This is a genomic window from Rhizobium sp. NLR16a (assembly GCF_017948245.1).
Classification (GTDB): Bacteria; Pseudomonadota; Alphaproteobacteria; order Rhizobiales; family Rhizobiaceae; genus Rhizobium.
Genome location: NZ_CP072867.1, coordinates 75270 through 92453, shown reverse-complemented (window position 1 = coordinate 92453; position 17184 = coordinate 75270). Strand labels below are relative to the sequence as shown.

16 protein-coding genes are annotated in these 17184 nt (G+C 61.0%); 9 read left to right on the top strand and 7 right to left on the bottom strand.

The genetic code is table 11. The features are described 5' to 3' along the window. Entirely contained in the window at positions 1-468 is a 468-nt protein-coding gene (locus tag J7U39_RS22695; protein WP_004679746.1) for a cyclic nucleotide-binding domain-containing protein, read from the top strand. A 6-nt stretch (positions 469-474) separates the two neighbouring features. Here J7U39_RS22695 and J7U39_RS22690 read toward each other — a convergent pair whose 3' ends face one another. The 4 genes from J7U39_RS22690 to J7U39_RS22675 form a co-directional block, all read right to left on the bottom strand. Continuing rightward, entirely contained in the window at positions 475-765 is a 291-nt protein-coding gene (locus J7U39_RS22690; RefSeq protein ID WP_210632498.1) for a type II toxin-antitoxin system RelE/ParE family toxin, read from the bottom strand. Continuing rightward, the gene (locus J7U39_RS22685) at positions 762-1220 is read right to left on the bottom strand and encodes a hypothetical protein (RefSeq protein ID WP_210632497.1); all 459 of its coding nucleotides are present in this window, start codon (positions 1218-1220) and stop codon (positions 762-764) included. Before J7U39_RS22685 ends, J7U39_RS22690 begins: the two co-directional genes overlap by 4 nt. 364 nt (positions 1221-1584) lie before the next feature. Further along, positions 1585-2115, bottom strand: a complete 531-nt coding sequence (locus J7U39_RS22680; RefSeq protein WP_210632496.1) for an alpha/beta hydrolase — start codon at positions 2113-2115, stop codon at positions 1585-1587. Between the two features lie 69 nt (positions 2116-2184). After that, a complete protein-coding gene (locus J7U39_RS22675) occupies positions 2185-3516 on the bottom strand; it encodes an MFS transporter (protein ID WP_210632495.1) in 1332 nt (443 codons plus the stop codon). Positions 3517-3892: 376 nt separating this feature from the next. Here J7U39_RS22675 and cyoA point away from each other — a divergent pair, with 376 nt between their 5' ends. The 6 genes from cyoA to J7U39_RS22645 all read left to right on the top strand — a co-directional run bounded on the left by cyoA (position 3893) and on the right by J7U39_RS22645 (position 10273). Beyond that, positions 3893-5074 carry a ubiquinol oxidase subunit II gene (gene cyoA, locus J7U39_RS22670; RefSeq protein WP_210632494.1) on the top strand — a complete coding sequence of 394 codons (1182 nt, stop codon included), beginning with the start codon at positions 3893-3895 and terminating at the stop codon, positions 5072-5074. Positions 5075-5116: 42 nt separating this feature from the next. Beyond that, entirely contained in the window at positions 5117-7120 is a 2004-nt protein-coding gene (gene cyoB, locus J7U39_RS22665) for a cytochrome o ubiquinol oxidase subunit I (RefSeq protein ID WP_210632493.1), read from the top strand. Between the two features lie 5 nt (positions 7121-7125). Beyond that, positions 7126-7746: a cytochrome o ubiquinol oxidase subunit III gene (gene cyoC / locus J7U39_RS22660; protein WP_064812310.1), complete on the top strand. Its 621-nt coding sequence runs from the start codon at positions 7126-7128 to the stop codon at positions 7744-7746. Then, positions 7743-8144 (top strand): cytochrome o ubiquinol oxidase subunit IV, encoded by a 402-nt coding sequence (cyoD, locus tag J7U39_RS22655; RefSeq protein ID WP_210632492.1) that lies wholly within the window; start codon positions 7743-7745, stop codon positions 8142-8144. The genes cyoC and cyoD overlap by 4 nt, the downstream gene beginning before the upstream one ends. Positions 8145-8181: 37 nt before the next feature. After that, on the top strand, positions 8182-8937 hold the full coding sequence (locus J7U39_RS22650) for an SURF1 family protein (protein ID WP_210632491.1): 756 nt from the start codon (positions 8182-8184) through the stop codon (positions 8935-8937). A gap of 142 nt (positions 8938-9079) precedes the next feature. After that, complete coding sequence (locus J7U39_RS22645; RefSeq protein ID WP_210632490.1) at positions 9080-10273, top strand: acyltransferase; 1194 nt, start codon at positions 9080-9082, stop codon at positions 10271-10273. Between the two features lie 5 nt (positions 10274-10278). On the opposite strand, the gene J7U39_RS22640 is transcribed toward J7U39_RS22645, so the two are convergent. The 3 genes from J7U39_RS22640 to J7U39_RS22630 all read right to left on the bottom strand — a co-directional run bounded on the left by J7U39_RS22640 (position 10279) and on the right by J7U39_RS22630 (position 14930). Beyond that, positions 10279-12207 carry a PAS domain-containing sensor histidine kinase gene (locus J7U39_RS22640; RefSeq protein ID WP_210632489.1) on the bottom strand — a complete coding sequence of 643 codons (1929 nt, stop codon included), beginning with the start codon at positions 12205-12207 and terminating at the stop codon, positions 10279-10281. A gap of 68 nt (positions 12208-12275) precedes the next feature. Next, on the bottom strand, positions 12276-13682 hold the full coding sequence (locus J7U39_RS22635) for an FAD/NAD(P)-binding protein (protein WP_210632488.1): 1407 nt from the start codon (positions 13680-13682) through the stop codon (positions 12276-12278). A gap of 351 nt (positions 13683-14033) precedes the next feature. Then, entirely contained in the window at positions 14034-14930 is an 897-nt protein-coding gene (locus J7U39_RS22630) for a LysR family transcriptional regulator (protein WP_064707350.1), read from the bottom strand. 114 nt (positions 14931-15044) lie between these two features. On the opposite strand from J7U39_RS22630, the gene J7U39_RS22625 reads away from it, so the two are divergent. Next, the gene (locus tag J7U39_RS22625) at positions 15045-16127 is read left to right on the top strand and encodes a 4-oxalomesaconate tautomerase (protein WP_210632487.1); all 1083 of its coding nucleotides are present in this window, start codon (positions 15045-15047) and stop codon (positions 16125-16127) included. A gap of 48 nt (positions 16128-16175) precedes the next feature. Beyond that, a complete protein-coding gene (locus J7U39_RS22620; RefSeq protein WP_210632486.1) occupies positions 16176-17177 on the top strand; it encodes an ABC transporter substrate-binding protein in 1002 nt (333 codons plus the stop codon). Positions 17178-17184: the final 7 nt, after the last annotated feature.

Genomic DNA, 17184 nt, shown 5'->3' with positions numbered 1-17184 from the left:
ATGCTATTGAGAGACGAAGTCGAAATGCTGCGCCGGGTGCCGATCTTTTCGAGGATTGCGCCAGCGAAACTCAAGCTTTTGGCCTTCACCTCCGACCGCATGACCTACAAGGCCGGTCAGGATCTCTTCCATCAGGGCGATGTCGGCGACGCCGCCTATGTCATCCTCTCCGGCAGCGCCGATATCATCGTCTCCTCGCCGGCCGGCGAGATCAAGGTCGCCGACGTCGAGCTCAATTCCATCGTCGGCGAAATCGCCATTCTCTGCGATGTCTCGCGCACGGCAACGGTGCGCGCCACCTCGCCGCTCGAAGTATTGCGCATCAGCAAGGAGCACTTTTTAAAGCTGCTCAGCGATTTCCCGGAGATGGCCGTGGAAATCATGCGCGTGCTTGCCGACCGCCTGAACCACACGACCGCCGAACTGACGGCAGCGCGGGCTGCCAAGCAGCCGCAGATGGCGCAGTAAGAATATTCAGCGTTTCGGTGGCCATTGTTGAGCGCCGTGCAGAAGGCGCAAAATCTCCACCCGTCTGATTTTCTGACGAACACGATAGATCACAATAAAGGACGTGCGCGAAATGACGAGTTCGCGCGTTCCGCCAATTCGTCCGGGCCGGCCGATCTCCGGCTGATCGATGAGCAAATCCGTTTGGCGCTCGATCTCGTCAAGGTGGCTTATCGCGGCGCTGAGATTCTGATCGGCGATAAACTGTATTGCTCGCTTGCGATCTGACGCAGCTTTCGCACGCCAGATGAGCTTCACTTGGCTTTACCCTTAAGGCGCGCCACCAACTCTGCTCGTTCGCGCGCCATCTCTTTCTTGACCGTCTCGTGCGGAATCCCGACCGTGTCAGGATCATCGGCCTCCCGGATCGCCTCCTCGACCTGTTCGCGAAACCACTTGTCGTATTCTGCTGCCTCATGGGTGCGGCGCAGGGCTGCCGCACGATCCGGCCGAGAGACAGTCTCGGGAGCGTAATCGGCCGCATCGACATCGAACTGGGAGATGCCGACATCCTTGAGATAGGAAACCAGGGTATCCATGCGCTTGAACAGGCGCACCTTGCGGCTGCGCTGGGCGGCAAGCGGGCGTTCGGCCTTGCCGTAGCGGATGACGACGGACCAGCCGCCGGTTTTGCCGACGACGTGAGCAGCATCGACCGCCCCTGCCTCGACAAGACGGGAAAGCGTCGAATGATCGATGGTTTCTGCGGTCATGTCAAATCCTCGCTGATCCCGAAGATTGGCGCATTTAATTATAGATTGCAATGCATTCAATAATTGACATTGTATTTGCAATGGTCCAGCAGATGTCAGGCGCAAGGTCACGGCTGCTGCAGCCTTTGTGCCGCGTGGCTGCCCCTCACCCTAACCCTCTCCCGGTAAACGGGGCGAGGGGACGTGACCTGCGAGAGGCTGGCGGGGAACGGAGGGAATATGCACATGAACAGACTCTTTCGCGGGCGTTCGCGACCACCCTGGATGCGGTGTCTGCCATGATATCTTCCACGATCGTCGTTACAGGGTGCAACGCCGGCAAGGGAAAGTCAGGCCGAAGCGGCCAAGCGACACAGAATACATCCTATTCAAACGGGACTCTGCCTTCGACAAAGGCGGCAATATCCGACCTCAACGGAGATTGAGCGGTATGCGCATCGAGCCGATAAAAATCATGCTGCTTGCCGGCGTAGATTTTCCAGCACTGGGGAACAGCGTTGTTCCAGCTTTCAGTTGGCCGGTATGGATCGAGTTCTCCCCAGAAAACCATGGTGGGTATAGCGAGGGGAGACGTTTCGAAGCGCAATCTGGTTGATGACACGCAGATCAGCGCCTGGATTTCCAGACCCTCTTTGACCGCATTCCACAGGACCGTTCCACCGGCGCTAAAACCGATCCCCAAGCACCCGCGTCCGTCGATCTCACGAAGTGCCCGGACCGCATGCCGCATGCCGTCACGGTTGAAAAGATGGTCGTGAAGCGCGTCTCCACGCAGATCGGGACGCCCGCTCAGATCGGCCAGTTGCAAATCTTGTCGCTGAAAGCTGCCAGCATCCAGCAGCTCGACAAAGGTTTCGGGAAAGCCGTGGATATCGCCAACGACCAGATGTTGCATTTCGACGATGCCGCTCTTCGCTTCGATAGATGATAACGGCCGCCGGTTTCCCGGCGGACTGTCTCGATCTTATTCCCGCTGCTCCAGCGCCTTGCTGAAGGCGAGTGCTGCGAGCGTGCAGATGGCGCCGGAGAGCAGGTAGTAACCGACGAAGGTCAGGCCGAAGCGGCTGGAGAGGCTGAGGGCCACCAGCGGCGCAAAGCCGGCGCCGATCAGCCAGGCAAGGTCGGAGGTGAAGGCGGCGCCGGTATACCGATAGCCGCGACCGAAGCGCGACGAGATCGAACCGGTCGCCTGGCCGAAGGACAGCCCGAGCACGCCGAAGCCGATGATGACGAAGGCGTCGTGGCCGTTATTGCCCGAGGCGATCAGGATCGGTCCGATAAAGCTGAAGATGGCGATGATGACGGCGCAGATGGCGAGCTGGGCACGCCGGCCGATGCGATCGGCGATCAGCCCCGAGGCGACGATGGCGACGACGCCGACCAGGGCGCCGATCACCTGCACCACCATGAAGGCGCCGATCGGCTGATTGCCGTAAAGGCTCATCCAGCCGAGCGGGAAGATGGTGACCAGGTGGAACATGGCGAAACTGGCGAGCGGCACGAAGGCGCCGATCAGGATGTCGCGGCCGTGAACGCGCAGCACCTGGAGGATCGGTGCGGCCTCCAGTTCATGCTGCTCCAGGAGCGTACCGAATTCCTTGGTCATGACCAGCCGCAGACGCGCAAACAGCGCCACGACGTTGATTGCGAAGGCGACGAAGAAGGGATAGCGCCAGCCCCAGGAGAGGAAATCCTCGCTGGACAGGTTGGCGACGAAATAACCGAAGAGCGTGCTTGCCAGCGCAAAGCCGATCGGCGCGCCGAGCTGCGGGATCATCGCGTACCAGCCGCGGTGATTGGGCGGCGCGTTGAGCGCGAGCAGCGAGGCAAGACCGTCCCAGGCGCCGCCGAGCGCAAAACCCTGGCCGAGACGGAAAAGCGCCAGCAGGGCGATCGACCAGACGCCGATCTCCGCGTAACCCGGAAGGAAGGCGATCGAGGCTGTGGAGCCGCCGAGCAGGAAGAGCGCGATGGTGAGCTTTGTGCCGCGCCCGTACATCCGGTCGATCGTCATGAAGACGACGGAGCCGACCGGACGGGCGAGGAAAGCGAGCGAGAAGATGGCGAAGGAATAGAGCGTCGCTGTCAGCCGGTCCGGTGCGAAGGGAAAGACGAGCTGCGGAAAGACCAGGACCGAGGCGAGGCCATAGACGAAGAAATCGAAGAATTCCGACATGCGGCCGATCACCACGCCGATGGCGATGCTGCCCGGCGAAACCGGCTTGTCGTCGTGAATGCGCCGCGCGTCGCGTTCCAGCGACGACGATGACGGTCCGTAATGCGATGCTGTGGCCATGAAACGCCTCCCTCGTTGAGGCGCTTTCGGCACGGCGCCTCAACCTGATCTTGATCAAACCCGCAGGCTTATCAAGTCCGTAAGATGCAAATAGTTCATCATCGCGGCTTAAATTGAGCCGGGCCGGGAAAAATTGCGTGATCCCGGCGGTGATTTTTCCCCTGCTAAAGCTGGCCGGCCCGGCTCTTGCGGATATATTGAGTGGACATGCGCGCGCAAAAAATCCTTCTTAATTTCATCAGGATCTCAAGGCGGTAGCGCAACACGATTCTGCCGCACTGCGGCATCTTTGCTGCACTGCGACTTTCCGCCTCATGTCGCTATCGGGTTCAGTGCTTTAGTCGCGGTCAAAACGAAACAACAAGAGCTTAGAGACGTGCAAAAACTCATGAAGTTTTCCCGCCTTCTATCCGTCTTGCCGCTGCTTTTCCTGGCAGGATGCAACATGGTGGTCATGGCGCCCTCGGGCGACATCGCCGTGCAACAGCGCGATCTGATCGTCATCTCGACGGTGCTGATGCTTTTGATCATCGTCCCGGTGATCTTCCTGACGCTGCTCTTCGCCTGGCGCTACCGCCGCTCCAACACGGCCGCCGCTTACGCGCCGGAATGGCATCATTCGACCCGCCTCGAAATCGTCATCTGGGCGGCACCCCTGGCGATCATCATTGCGCTCGGCGCCGTCACCTGGATTTCCACGCACAAGCTCGATCCCTACCGCCCGCTCGACCGGCTCGATGCCGAGCGCGCCATCCCGGCCGATACAAAGCCGCTGACCGTCGAGGTCGTGGCGCTCGACTGGAAATGGCTGTTCTTCTATCCCGAACTCGGCATTGCCACCGTCAACGAGCTCGCCGCCCCCGTCGACATGCCGGTCAATTTCAAGATCACCGCATCCTCAGTGATGAACTCCTTCTACATCCCCGCCCTTGCCGGCCAGATCTACGCCATGCCCGGCATGGAGACGAAGCTGCACGCCGTCATCAACCGGGAGGGCGAATATGAAGGCTTCTCCGCCAATTACAGCGGCGCCGGTTTCTCGCACATGCGCTTCAAGTTCCATGGCCTCACCCGCGAAGGCTTCGACGCCTGGGTGGCCAAGGTCAAGCAGCAGGGCACGATGCTCAATCGCGACGCCTATCTCAAGCTCGAGAAGCCGAGCGAGAAGGAGCCGGTGCGCTATTATGCCGGCGCCGACGCCGATCTCTACGACGCCATCCTCAACATGTGCGCCACCCCGGGCAAGATGTGCATGAACGAAATGATGCATATCGACATGACGGGCGGCGGCGGCAAGGAAAGCGCCGAAAACCGCGAGAAGCTGCAATACGACAACCGCCATGCCGCCGAAGACGTCGTCGAGCCTGGAGCTACTGTGCCGGCAACGGGCGTTCCGGCACAGGTCGAGCCGCCCAAGAGCAGCGATGGCAACGGCATGCAGCACGACATGCCCGGCATGCACAGCACGCCCGGAATGGACATGCAGCATGACGGCCATTCCATGCCCGACACGGGCAACGGCGCCGATCCGGCGCCGGCGCAGCTCAACAACAATTAACCTGGCGCTTTGCGTCGCAAGACATAATGAACGGGTTGTTCCATGTTTTCCAATCCTGACCTCCTGAAGTTGATCTTCGGCCGGTTGACCCTCGACGCCATTCCCTACCACGAGCCAATTCTGGTCGTGACCTTCATCGGCGTCGTCATCGGCGGTCTCGCCGTGTTTGGCGCCATCACCTATTTCAAGTTCTGGGGTCCGCTCTGGCACGACTGGATCTGCAGCGTCGATCACAAGAAGATCGGCATCATGTATGTGATCCTGGCCGTCATCATGCTGCTGCGCGGCTTTTCCGACGCGATCCTGATGCGCGTCCAGCAGGCGATCGCCTTCAACGGCTCGGAGGGCTACCTGCCGCCGCACCATTACGACCAGATCTTCACCGCCCACGGTGTCATCATGATCTTCTTCGTGGCGATGCCCTTCGTCACCGGTCTGATGAACTTCGTGGTGCCGCTGCAGATCGGGGCGCGCGACGTGTCCTTCCCCTTCCTCAACAACTTTTCCTTCTGGATGACCACAGCCGGCGCGATCATCATCATGCTGTCGCTGTTCATCGGTGAATTCGCCCAGACCGGCTGGCTCGCTTATCCGCCGCTGTCGGGCGCGGCCTACAGTCCGGGCGTCGGCGTCGACTACTATATCTGGGGCTTGCAGGTGGCCGGTGTGGGAACGACGCTGTCGGGCATCAACCTGATCGCCACCATCGTCAAGATGCGCGCGCCCGGCATGACCTTCATGAAGATGCCGGTCTTCACCTGGACGGCGCTCTGCACCAACGTGCTGATCGTCGCCTCCTTTCCGATCCTGACGGCAACGCTCGCGCTGCTATCGCTCGACCGCTATGCCGGCACGAATTTCTTCACCAACGACCTCGGCGGCAATCCGATGATGTATATCAACCTCATCTGGATCTGGGGCCATCCGGAGGTCTACATCCTGGTGCTGCCGGCCTTCGGCATCTTCTCGGAAGTCGTCGCCACGTTCTCGGGAAAACGCCTGTTCGGCTACGCCTCGATGGTCTACGCCACCTGCGTGATCATGATCCTGTCCTACATCGTCTGGCTGCACCACTTCTTCACGATGGGCTCGGGCGCTTCCGTCAATTCCTTCTTCGGCATCACCACGATGATCATCTCGATCCCGACGGGAGCGAAGATCTTCAACTGGCTCTTCACCATGTATCGCGGCCGCATCCGCTACGAGGTGCCGATGCTGTGGACGGTCGGCTTCATGGTGACCTTCGTCATCGGCGGCATGACCGGCGTCATGCTGGCGGTGCCGCCGGCCGACTTCGTGCTGCACAATTCGCTGTTCCTCATCGCCCATTTCCACAACGTCATCATCGGCGGCGTTCTCTTCGGCATGTTCGCCGGCGTGAACTACTGGTTCCCGAAGGCCTTCGGCTTCAAGCTGGATCCCTTCTGGGGCAAGATGAGCTTCTGGTTCTGGCAGATCGGCTTCTGGTTCGCCTTCATGCCGCTCTACGTGCTCGGCCTGATGGGCGTCACCCGGCGCATGAGCCAGTTCGAGGACCCGTCGCTGCGGATCTGGTTCATCATCGCCGCCTTCGGCGTCGGCCTGATCGCGCTCGGCATCGCCGCCTTCCTGATCCAGATCGTCGTCAGCTTCATGAAACGCGAGGAATTGCGCGACGACAGCGGCGATCCCTGGGATGCCCGGACGCTGGAATGGTCGACCTCCTCGCCGCCGCCGGACTACAACTTCGCCTTCACGCCCGTGGTCCACGACCATGACAGCTGGTACGACATGAAAAGGCGCGGCTACGAGCGCCCGCTCGGCGGCTTCAAGCCGATCCACATGCCGAAGAATACCGGCACCGGCGCCATCCTGTCGGCCATCAGCGTCGCGCTTGCCTTCGGCCTGATCTGGTACATGTGGTGGCTGGTGATCCTTTCAGCCGTCGCGCTGCTGGTGGTGGCGATCGGCCATACCTTCAACTACAAGCGCGACTTCTACATTCCCGCCGGCAAGGTGACCGAAACGGAAGGCAAGCGCACGGCGCTGCTTGCCGAGCAGGTGTAATGACCATGAGCGATCAAACCATCGACACGGCCGAAAAGCCTGAATTCTATCTGACCGAAGACCATCATCCGGAAGGGAGCACCAATCTCGGCTTCTGGCTCTACCTGATGAGCGACTGCCTGATCTTCGCGGTGCTGTTTGCCACGCACGGCGTGCTCGGCCGCAACTATGCCGCCGGGCCGTCGCCAGCCGATCTCTTCGATCTGCCGATCGTCGCTCTCAACACCTCGATGCTGCTCTTCTCCTCGATTACCTACGGCTTCGCCATGCTGCAGATGGAGCGGAACGCCAAGGCGGAAACACTGTTCTGGCTTGCCGTCACCGGCCTGTTCGGCGCAGCCTTCATCGGGCTCGAACTCTACGAGTTCATCCACCTGATCCACGAGGGCGCCGGACCGACCCGCAGCGCCTTCCTTTCCTCCTTCTTCACGCTCGTCGGCACACACGGGCTGCACGTCACCTTCGGCATCATCTGGCTGATCACGCTGATGGTGCAGGTGTCGATGCACGGGCTGGTCGAGGCCAACCGCCGCCGCCTGATGTGCCTTTCGATGTTCTGGCACTTCCTCGACGTCGTCTGGATCGGCGTCTTTTCCTTCGTCTATCTGCTCGGAGTTCTCGGATGAGTTCGCAAGCACCCACCCATGAGGATGCCCACGAGGCGCATCACGGCCACAGCCATGGTCACCAGGCCGGCCACGGTACGTTCAAAAGCTACATGACGGGCTTCGCACTTTCCGTCATCCTGACCGCCATTCCCTTCTGGGCGGTCATGTCCGGCGTCGTCGCCAGCCCGGCACTGACAGCGGTGCTGGTGATGGGCCTCGGCGCCATCCAGATCGTCGTCCATATGGTCTTCTTCCTGCACATGAACCCCAGGAGCGAAGGCGGCTGGACGATGATGGCGCTGATCTTCACCCTCATCATCGTCGCCATCGCGCTCTCCGGTTCGCTCTGGGTCATGCATCATCTCAATTCCAATATGATGCCGATGAGCCCCGAGATGATGAAGAACATGCCGTGACAGCAATGAGGGGCGGCGGCAGCGCCGCCCTAAGTCGATGAGCGAAGCCCCCACGCAAAAATCGGAAAGACAGCATTTCCGGGCAAAACGTGCGCTTTTCGCCGTCTGCCTGACGCTGCTTGCCGCCATCCTCTTTGGCCTCGGCACCTGGCAGGTTCAACGCCTGGGCTGGAAGCGCGACCTCATCGCCCGCGTGGACCAGCGCGTGCACGACGCCGCCGTGCCGGCCCCGGCGCGCGCCGACTGGGGGAAGGTCAATGCCGGCAGCGACGAATATCGCCGGGTGACCGTCGAGGGAATGCTGGCAAACGGCAAGGAGACGCTGGTCTACGCCTCGACCGTGCTCGGCCCGGGTTATTGGGTGATGACGCCGCTGATGCTCGCCGACGGCACCGCCATCCTCGTCAATCGCGGCTTCGTGCCGACGGACAGGCGCGACCCCGCGTCGCGCCGCGACGGTCAGATATCGGGCCTGATCGAGATCACCGGACTGATGCGGATGACCGAGCCGAAGGGATCGCTGCTCCAATCCAACGACGTCGCCGCCGACCGTTGGTATTCACGCGATGTCGCAGCGATCGCCCAAAAACGCGGCCTCGGCGCGGTCGCGCCCTATTTCATCGATGCCGACGCCGCTGCAAATCCCGGGGGCCTGCCCGTCGGCGGCCTCACCGTCATCCGTTTTCCCAACAACCATCTCGTCTATGCGATCACCTGGTACGGACTGGCGGTGATGGTGCTGGCATTGCTGGTGTTTGTTGTTCGCGGCGAGATCGGAAGAGGCCGAGCGTAGGCCGGCCTCGCTGTCGCTTTGCAAGGGCGCGAGCGCTCCGGCAAGCAACAGTTGCACGCCGGCAGTTTGCGCGCGCCGGCTTAATCTCTTGTAAAGCGGTGTGCGATACTGCTTGCCTCAACAGAACATTTCAAAGTTGCACATGAGCCGGCCGGATTACATCCCCAGTCTCGATGGTCTGCGCGGTGTCGCCGCGCTTCTGGTCGTGCAGGCGCATATCGGGCTCATCTTTCCGAATACAGCCTTGCGTAACATGACGATGGGCAGCGAAGCCGTTGGCCTGTTCTTCGCCCTCAGCGGCTTTCTGATGGCCCATCTCTATGGCGCGCGGCCGGTGACCAGAGAAAATGTCCTGGATTTTCTGGTGAGCCGCTTTGCCCGTATCTATCCGGTCTATCTGGTTGCCGTCCTGCTCGTGGCAATGCTGTCGAGCACGCAAGATCTCAATTTCGTTCAGCCGATCACCGGCGGCACGGAATTTCTCCGCCACGTCTTTCTTCTAGGCTCAAGCGGCGTTTTCTGGTCAATTCCACCCGAAATTCAATTCTATCTGTTCTTCCCGATCCTTTGGCTCTGCTTGACCTGCCCGCAGCGCTATAGCGGTGGGATCGCAGGTTTGGCGGTGCTGGTCGTGGTGGATGGTCTGCTTGAGCTGCCGGGACCAGGCATACTGCTTCTTTCCAAGCTCCCCTATTTTCTGTTCGGCGCCCTTGCCGGGGCGATGCATCCCCACTGGGATAGGTGGACGCCATCCCCCCTCACGGGCGCTTTCACCCTGTTCCTTCTGGCGGTGTTCTTCACCTACAGGCATGTCTTGCCTGATTTCTCCCCTGAATTCTGGAGCCTGCAAAGCGCGGCCGCCGCAGCCATAATCGTGGCGCTGGTCGCTCGACAGCCTCCCATCGCAGCCCATGTCCTGGCAGCGCCACCCGTGCGGTTCTTCGGCGCGATCAGCTTTTCGCTCTATCTTTTCCACGTCCCCATCATGTTCCTTGTAGGCCGGGCTTTCGAGGCTCTGATGCCGGAACCGGCGCTCATCCTGGTGGCGCTTTTTGTTGCGGCGGCAGGAGCATGGTTCATTCATGAGACGATAGAAGTTCCGAGCCGACGCCTGCTCGTCGGCTTGTGGCAGCATCATCGGTGGCGCGCAGCCGCGCGGGAAACTCCGGCTGAGACGATCGAACAGGCGATCGTCGACCTGCAAGAGACCGAAAAGCGCCTGCTGGACGGCGCAACTCCGGGCGCGACGGGTAAACAGCAAGTTCCGACGACCTCTGAACTCGGAGCCGGCCGCACTGCCCTTCAGGATAATGGTGACGAGAAGCTTCGCGCCTAGAGCGGTCAACAAGCGATCCGGCTGATCGCTTCGGCAAGCTGCGCCTGCGAGAAGGGCTTGCCCAGGCGGGGCAGATTGGCGGCGCCGTCGCCGTCGGGCAGATCGGCGTAACCGGTGGCGAGAATGATCGGCATCTCAGGCCACTCGCTGCGGATCGCCTCGGCGAGTTGCGCTCCCGTCATCCGCGGCATGGCATGATCGCAGATGACCAGATCGACCTGCTCTTTGCGCAGAATGTCGAGCGCCTCTGGACCGGCCATGGCCTCGAAAACGGTGTGGCCGAGATCCTCCAGCATCAGCGTCGTATTCATCAGGACCAGCCCGTCATCATCGACGGCGACGATGCGCAGCCCCTGCGGCGGGTTATCCGGTTTTTGCGGCGTGTCGGCCGGTGCTTCGGCAGTCTGCTCGGCAATGACGACAGGAAACCATAGCTCGGCCGTCGTGCCTTCGCCCAGCGTGCTCTTGAGGAGGAGCCGGCCGCCGGACTGGCTTGCGAGACCCTGCACCATGGAAAGGCCGAGGCCGGTGCCCTTACCGACACCCTTGGTGGTGAAGAACGGTGTGACCGCCTGCTCCAGCGTCTTCGCATCCATGCCCTCGCCTTCATCGATCACTGCTATTCTTATATAGCGGCCGGCCGACAGTGGCCCCTTGCCTGCGGTTATCGTTTCCTCGGACGCGCGAAGCATGATGCGGCCGCCGGAAGGCATGGCGTCGCGCGCGTTGACAACGAGATTGAGGATCGCCATCTCCAGCTGGTTGGGGTCGGTGAGGATTGTCGGCAGCCTGATCGGGAAGGAAGTCTCGATCGTGGTGAGGGGGCCGAGCGACCGGCTCAGAATGTCCATCATGCCGCGCACCAGGCCCGAGACGTCGATCGGCTCTATGTGCAGCTCCTGCCGGCGGGAAAAGGCAAGCATGCGCTGCGTCAAGGCAGCACCCCGCTGGGCGCCCTGCATGGCATTGTCGACCAGCGAAGTCAGCGAGCGGTCCTGTGGCATGCGCTTCTTCAGGAGTTCGAGACTGCCGAGCACGGCCATCAGCAGATTGTTGAAATCATGGGCGATGCCGCCGGTCAATTGGCCGATCGCCTCCATCTTCTGCGATTGGAAAAGCTCTTCGCGCGCCTGCTCCAACGCCCGCTGCGTTTCCATCTTTTCGGTGATGTCGCGGGTGATCTTGGCGAAACCGAGCACTTCGCCATCTTCGTCGCGGATAGCGTCGACGACGACGCTGCCCCAGAAACGGCTGCCATCCTTGCGGACACGCCAGCCTTCCCTTTCGAACCGGCCTTCGGCGCGCGCGACGCGGAGCGCCTTCTCCGGCAGGCCGGCCGCGCGATCCTCGGGCGTATAGAAGGTCGAGAAATGCCGGCCGATGATTTCATCAGGCCGATAACCCTTGATGCGCTCGGCGCCGAAATTCCAGCTGCTGACATTGCCGTCGGGATCGAGCATGTAGATCGCATAGTCCGAAACGCCCTGAACCAGACGGCGAAACTGCTCCTCGCTCTGGCGGATCGCGTGTTCGGCGGCCCTGCGTTCGGTCAGATCGCGGGTGATCTTGGCAAAGCCGACCAGTTCGCCGGAGGGGTGGCGGATCGGATCGATGACCACATGCGCCCAGAAGCGGCTGCCGTCCTTGCGCCGGCGCCAGCCCTCCCCCTCATACCGGCCCTCTTCCATCGCCGTGGCGAGCGCGCGCTCGGGGATACCCGCGGCGCGATCCTCATCCACATAGAAACGGGAAAAATGCTCGCCGAGAATCTCCGAAGGTTTGTAGCCTTTGAAACGTTGAGCGCCGGTATTCCAGCTGGTGACGATGCCTTCCGGGCTCAGCATGTAGATGGCGTAGTCGGTGATGGCATCGACCAGAAGACGAAAGCGCCCCTCTTCGTCAAGAGACGTATCATGTCGATCCAGCACTTCCATCTGCCCCTCTCGGTTACCAGCGCTCATAACGCGGCATCAGGCAGAAGGTTCCAAAATATCACACTTTTTCACACCGCCCTGACCTGCGGATGGAACCGCTCACCGATACGCTCGGCGGCTGCATAAGCCTGCGAGACGATCTCCGGCACGAGATCGATATCGGGCAGGCTGCCGAGGCCGAGCGGGCCGACGGCAAAAAGTCCGGCGACCGTCGAGCCGTCCTCCAGGAAAGGCTCGCCGCGCGCATTGACTGCCAGTCCGAGCGAAAGTTCGTCCGGCATGGCGAGGCCGGCGGAAAACAGGCTCTGCATCAGCGGCGCGGAAAGATCCGGCGCCCGGCAGCGGCAGTCGATGATGCGCTCGGCATGGATGACCTCCTCGACAGAGGAGCCGGCCGGCGTGAAGAACAGACCGCTCAGGCCCCGGCGGCCGGCCCGGCCGCGGCGCAGCACCGTGCGGCCTTCGGCAAGCTCGCGTTTCAGGCGCAGGTGCATGGCCTCCGGCAGGCGATTGCGGTGACTGTCGTAGATTGCCCGCAAATGGCGGTTGAACTGATGTTTGTCGCGGGCCGGCAGCGATCTCCACAGGGAGCGGGCATGTTTCCTCAGCCCGTTCATCACCGATTGCCAGCTTCGCCCCTCCTCTTCCGCCTCGCGACAGGCCTGGCGGATGAAGCGCACGATGTCGGGCAGGCTCTCCGGCAGCGCTTCGGCCGGAAACACCGGATCGGCGGAATTCGGCGTATGGCTCTGGGGCAGGAAGCCGCGCCGCGAAATGATCGTCACCTGGCCGGCAAAACCGGAATCGCGCAGCTGCAGCAACTGATCGACGACGCGAATGCCGCTGCCGAGCAACACGGCATGCGGCCGCGCGACAAGGCGCTGAGCCCTGACCGGCGAAGGATCCGGCTCGCCGGCGTCCGGTTCACCCAGGCCGTAGCCGGTGGCGAGAATCACGGTATCGAACAGCGGATTGGCCGGATTGGCGCTTTCGAGCAGGAAGCGGTTGCCATGGCTCCGGCGGATCGCCACCACAGGATCGTTGCAGACCTGGACGGTGATGTCCCGGCGTGCGGCGAGCGCTTCCGAAAAGCGCTGATAGACGTAATCGCTGAAGATCTCCTTCGGCACGAAGATCTGCCGGAAACCGGGAATGGCGGCCGGTACGGCAGCGCGGAAAGCGGCGTTGCTACAGAGCCAGTCGTTGAAATCGTCGCTGTCGCCGACCGAAACCGAGAGATCACGCACGCGGGTGTTGAGGATCGTCGAGGCGCGGGCGGCGGCCAGCGCCTGGCCGCCACTGACCGACGAATTCGGATCGAACAACTGCAGATGGAAAGGTGCGCGCAGCGTCTTCATCAGCGCAATGGCCGTCATCATTCCGGAGAAGCCGCGCCCGACGATCACAATGCGCGGCACGGCTGAGATCTGCGCCGCCGCCTTGGCCCTTCCGGAAAAAAGTCCCTGAACCGTCATCGCAACTCCTTTGCGCTTCATTCGCAGCCTGGGCTCGATCGAGGTTTCAACGCATAAACAGCGGCTTACGCGTTGATGAGGGTTACGCGGCCATTCGCGCCGCAGCTCGGGCCTCACCGAGGCCCCCCAAGAAAACGAGGGCATGATCCCTCGCCATAGTCTATTAAACTAGTCGTGTATGAAAGCGCCAAAAACCGGAAGTGGCAAGAGGTTTGTTAGACACGCGATTAAGTCATTGATACCGCAGAAGATTTTTGACTTCTCCCGAAGTGGCCATACCGCTGCCTTCGCCGCGGTCGTGCTTGCCAAGTCTGATCGGCCTGCTCGGACGGTCCTGAAGGCACCGTTCAATCAGGCTCCCCATACGCCTATCAACATCTTGAGAAACCGCTCCGCCGCAGGCGACAAGGTGCCGCCGCGGCGGCGAACCACACCGATCGTTCGAGATATCTCGGGGTTGCGAATAGGGCGGGTGATCAGGAACGGATGATCTTCTCGCGGGGTTGCCATTCGAGGCAGCACCGAAATCCCAAGGCCCGCCTCCACCAACCCAAGGGAGGTAGACAGATGAGTTACCTCATAGAACCAGCGCAGCTTAATGTTCGATTTTGCCAGTGCCGCGTCGAGCAGCGTTCTGTTGCCGCTCGACCGATGAACGGTGATCACGTGATAAGGCTCTAACTCCGCCCACTCGACCCATTGTTTTGCTGCAAGAGGATGATCCTTGCGCGCTGCAAGTACGAATGGGTCTTCCGCAAGCCGCTCGAAGGTAAGGTCCGGGTCGGAGGTGCCCATGATATTGATTCCGAATTCCACTTCCCCGCTTGCCACGGCTTGAAGCCCGTCGGTGGCAGGCAGATCGAGGATACGAAAGCGGATGTTCGGATATTCTTCATTGAACTGGCGAATGACCGTAGGCAGGAAGTAGAATGCCGCGGTTGGAAGACATGCGATAGTCACCAACCCCCCTCGATTGGGTCCAACGTCACGCACAGCAAAGAGGGAGCCATCGAACTCCTCCAGCATGCGTCGGACGAGGGGCACCAGTTCCGTCCCGAGGGCCGTCGCTGACACATGCCTGGTTGTGCGTTCCAGAAGCGGTGCCCCGATGGCCTGCTCCAGTTTTTGAATGCGGCGGCTCAACGCAGGCTGCGACATATGCAGGGCATCGGCCGCGCGATTGAAGCTCTCCAGTTCTACGACGCTCAGGAAGGCTCTTAGGTCGAGGATCTCACAATTAATGCTCATTTCGCATCAATCCTTCAAATCTTAGCATTTTACAAATAAAAAATTCTTCCAATAATCGGATCAAACAACGCCGATTGATACGGTGATGGCATAATTCCGGCGAAAGCACAACCGATGAACGATCTGATGGCTATTCCCTGCGTTCTGATGAGAGGAGGCACCTCGAAAGGCCCTTTCTTCCTCGCCAGGGATCTTCCCGCGGACACCGACCAGCGTGACAAGATTCTGCTGTCGATCATGGGCTCGGGTCATCCGTTGCAAATCGACGGAATTGGCGGCGGCAACCCGGTTACCAGCAAGGTCGCCATCATCGGACCTGCCAGCGTTCCCAGCGCAGACGTGGATTATCTCTTTGCCCAGGTGCGAGTCGACCAACAGATCGTCGATACCTCGCCGAACTGCGGCAACATGCTCGCCGCAGTTGGCCCGTTTGCCATCGAGGCTGGACTGGTTCCGGTGCGTGGAGAGACGACGCTCGTTCGGATCCATAACGTCAACACCAGCAAGCTGATCGAGGCCGAAGTTCCCACTCCGAATGGCAGCGTCTCCTATCTCGGTGAAGCTGCAATCGACGGAGTGCCCGGGCGCGCCGCGCCAATTGCGCTTACTTTCATGGACGCAGCCGGAGCTCGTACCGGACGGCTCTTTCCCACCGGCAAAGCCATCGACCTGATCGGCGGCGTGGCTGTCACCTGCATCGACTGCGCCATGCCGATGATCCTGATCGAGGCAGTTTCGATCGGCGCAACCGGCCTGGAATCGGCAGCCGAACTCAATGCTGACAGGGAATTGCTGGAACGGCTGGAAGAGCTGCGGATTGCGGCTGGCGAACGAATGGGCCTTGGAAACGTGCGCAACCAGGTAACGCCAAAGCCGGTGCTCATATCGCGGCCAAAGGCCGGAGGCGACCTCAGCGTACGTTATTTCATGCCGCATCAATGTCATCCGTCGCTGGCAACCACGGGCGCCGTCGGAATTGCCACAGCCTGCATCACCAAGGATACGGTCGCTTCGCTTCTGATCGGCCGGAGGGCCCCTCCGCTTGTTCTTTCCATCGAGCACCCCAGCGGCCACCTGGACGTCAAGCTGTATGAACGGGACGGCAAGACCGTCGCCGGAATCCTTCGCACCGCCCGCCGGCTGTTCGAGGGACATGTGCTAGCAAAACCTGTCACGCAACTGGGTTGCGCGGCATAATAGCTCTGGCCGCCAGGAGGGCGCCAACAACAGGAGGAGAATATCATCATGCGCAAGCTTATGCTCGCCCTCGCGGCAACCGTCGCGCTCGCCGGCTCCGCACTTGCGGATCCGGTCCGTATCAGCGTCGGCTCTTACAACCTCAATAATCTTCCGTTTCCCGTCGCCCAGGGGCTTGGCCTTTATGAAAAGGAAGGGCTGGAGGTGACCGTAGAAAATTTTGCGTCGGGCGGTTCTAAGACGCTTCAGGCGCTTGTTGCCGGCTCAACCGACATCGCCGTCGGCTTCTACGATCATACGATCCAGATGCAATCGCAGAAGAAGGCCGTCGTCGCCTTCGTACAGCTCGCCCGCAATTCAGGGCTCGTATTGGCTGGCGGCAAGGGCAGCAAATTCGATCCGGCAAAGCCGGAAACGATCAAAGGCGCAAAAATCGGTATCACCTCGCCGGGTTCGTCCTCCGATTTCTTTGTTCGCTATTACCTGCAGCGCAACGGCTTGTCCGCAAGCGACGTGTCGCTGATCGGTGTTGGCTCCGGCTCTTCCGCCGTCGCAGCGCTCGAACAGCAGAAGGTCGACCTGCTCGTCAACTACGATCCGGCTGCGACGTTCATCGAAGCCAAGGGCGTCGGCAAGATCCTGATCGATGGGCGCAGCGACGACGGTGCCAGAGCGATCTATGGCGGGATTTACCCGACCTCCGTCCTCTATGCCACGCAAAGTTATATCGAGGAAAATCCCGAGACGATCCAGAAGGTCACCAATGCGACGGTCAAAGCGCTCGAATGGATGAACAGCCACTCCGCGGAAGAAATCGTGGAGAAGCTCCCGAAGGAGTTCATTTCCGGCGATCGTGACACCTACGTCAAGGCGGTCGAGAACGCCAAGGCGATCTTCTCGAAGGACGGGCGCATTAACGAGGAGGACATCAAGATCCCGCTCGCCGTCCTGAAGAGCTTTAACGACAAAGTCGCCGCGGGTGAAATCGACCTAGCGAAAACCTACACGAACGAGTTCGTCGGCAAGGTCCCGAACGCCGCTGCCAACTGATAGGAGG

What these genes read in the sequence shown, in the direction of transcription:
- J7U39_RS22695 (WP_004679746.1), top strand. Translation starts at nt 1, where the DNA reads ATGCTATTGAGAGACGAAGTCGAAATGCTGCGCCGGGTGCCGATCTTT.
- J7U39_RS22685 (WP_210632497.1), bottom strand. Translation starts at nt 1,220, where the DNA reads ATGACCGCAGAAACCATCGATCATTCGACGCTTTCCCGTCTTGTCGAG.
- J7U39_RS22680 (WP_210632496.1), bottom strand. Translation starts at nt 2,115, where the DNA reads ATGCAACATCTGGTCGTTGGCGATATCCACGGCTTTCCCGAAACCTTT.
- J7U39_RS22675 (WP_210632495.1), bottom strand. Translation starts at nt 3,516, where the DNA reads ATGGCCACAGCATCGCATTACGGACCGTCATCGTCGTCGCTGGAACGC.
- cyoB (WP_210632493.1), top strand. Translation starts at nt 5,117, where the DNA reads ATGTTTTCCAATCCTGACCTCCTGAAGTTGATCTTCGGCCGGTTGACC.
- cyoC (WP_064812310.1), top strand. Translation starts at nt 7,126, where the DNA reads ATGAGCGATCAAACCATCGACACGGCCGAAAAGCCTGAATTCTATCTG.
- cyoD (WP_210632492.1), top strand. Translation starts at nt 7,743, where the DNA reads ATGAGTTCGCAAGCACCCACCCATGAGGATGCCCACGAGGCGCATCAC.
- J7U39_RS22650 (WP_210632491.1), top strand. Translation starts at nt 8,182, where the DNA reads ATGAGCGAAGCCCCCACGCAAAAATCGGAAAGACAGCATTTCCGGGCA.
- J7U39_RS22645 (WP_210632490.1), top strand. Translation starts at nt 9,080, where the DNA reads ATGAGCCGGCCGGATTACATCCCCAGTCTCGATGGTCTGCGCGGTGTC.
- J7U39_RS22640 (WP_210632489.1), bottom strand. Translation starts at nt 12,207, where the DNA reads ATGGAAGTGCTGGATCGACATGATACGTCTCTTGACGAAGAGGGGCGC.
- J7U39_RS22635 (WP_210632488.1), bottom strand. Translation starts at nt 13,682, where the DNA reads ATGACGGTTCAGGGACTTTTTTCCGGAAGGGCCAAGGCGGCGGCGCAG.
- J7U39_RS22630 (WP_064707350.1), bottom strand. Translation starts at nt 14,930, where the DNA reads ATGAGCATTAATTGTGAGATCCTCGACCTAAGAGCCTTCCTGAGCGTC.
- J7U39_RS22625 (WP_210632487.1), top strand. Translation starts at nt 15,045, where the DNA reads ATGAACGATCTGATGGCTATTCCCTGCGTTCTGATGAGAGGAGGCACC.
- J7U39_RS22620 (WP_210632486.1), top strand. Translation starts at nt 16,176, where the DNA reads ATGCGCAAGCTTATGCTCGCCCTCGCGGCAACCGTCGCGCTCGCCGGC.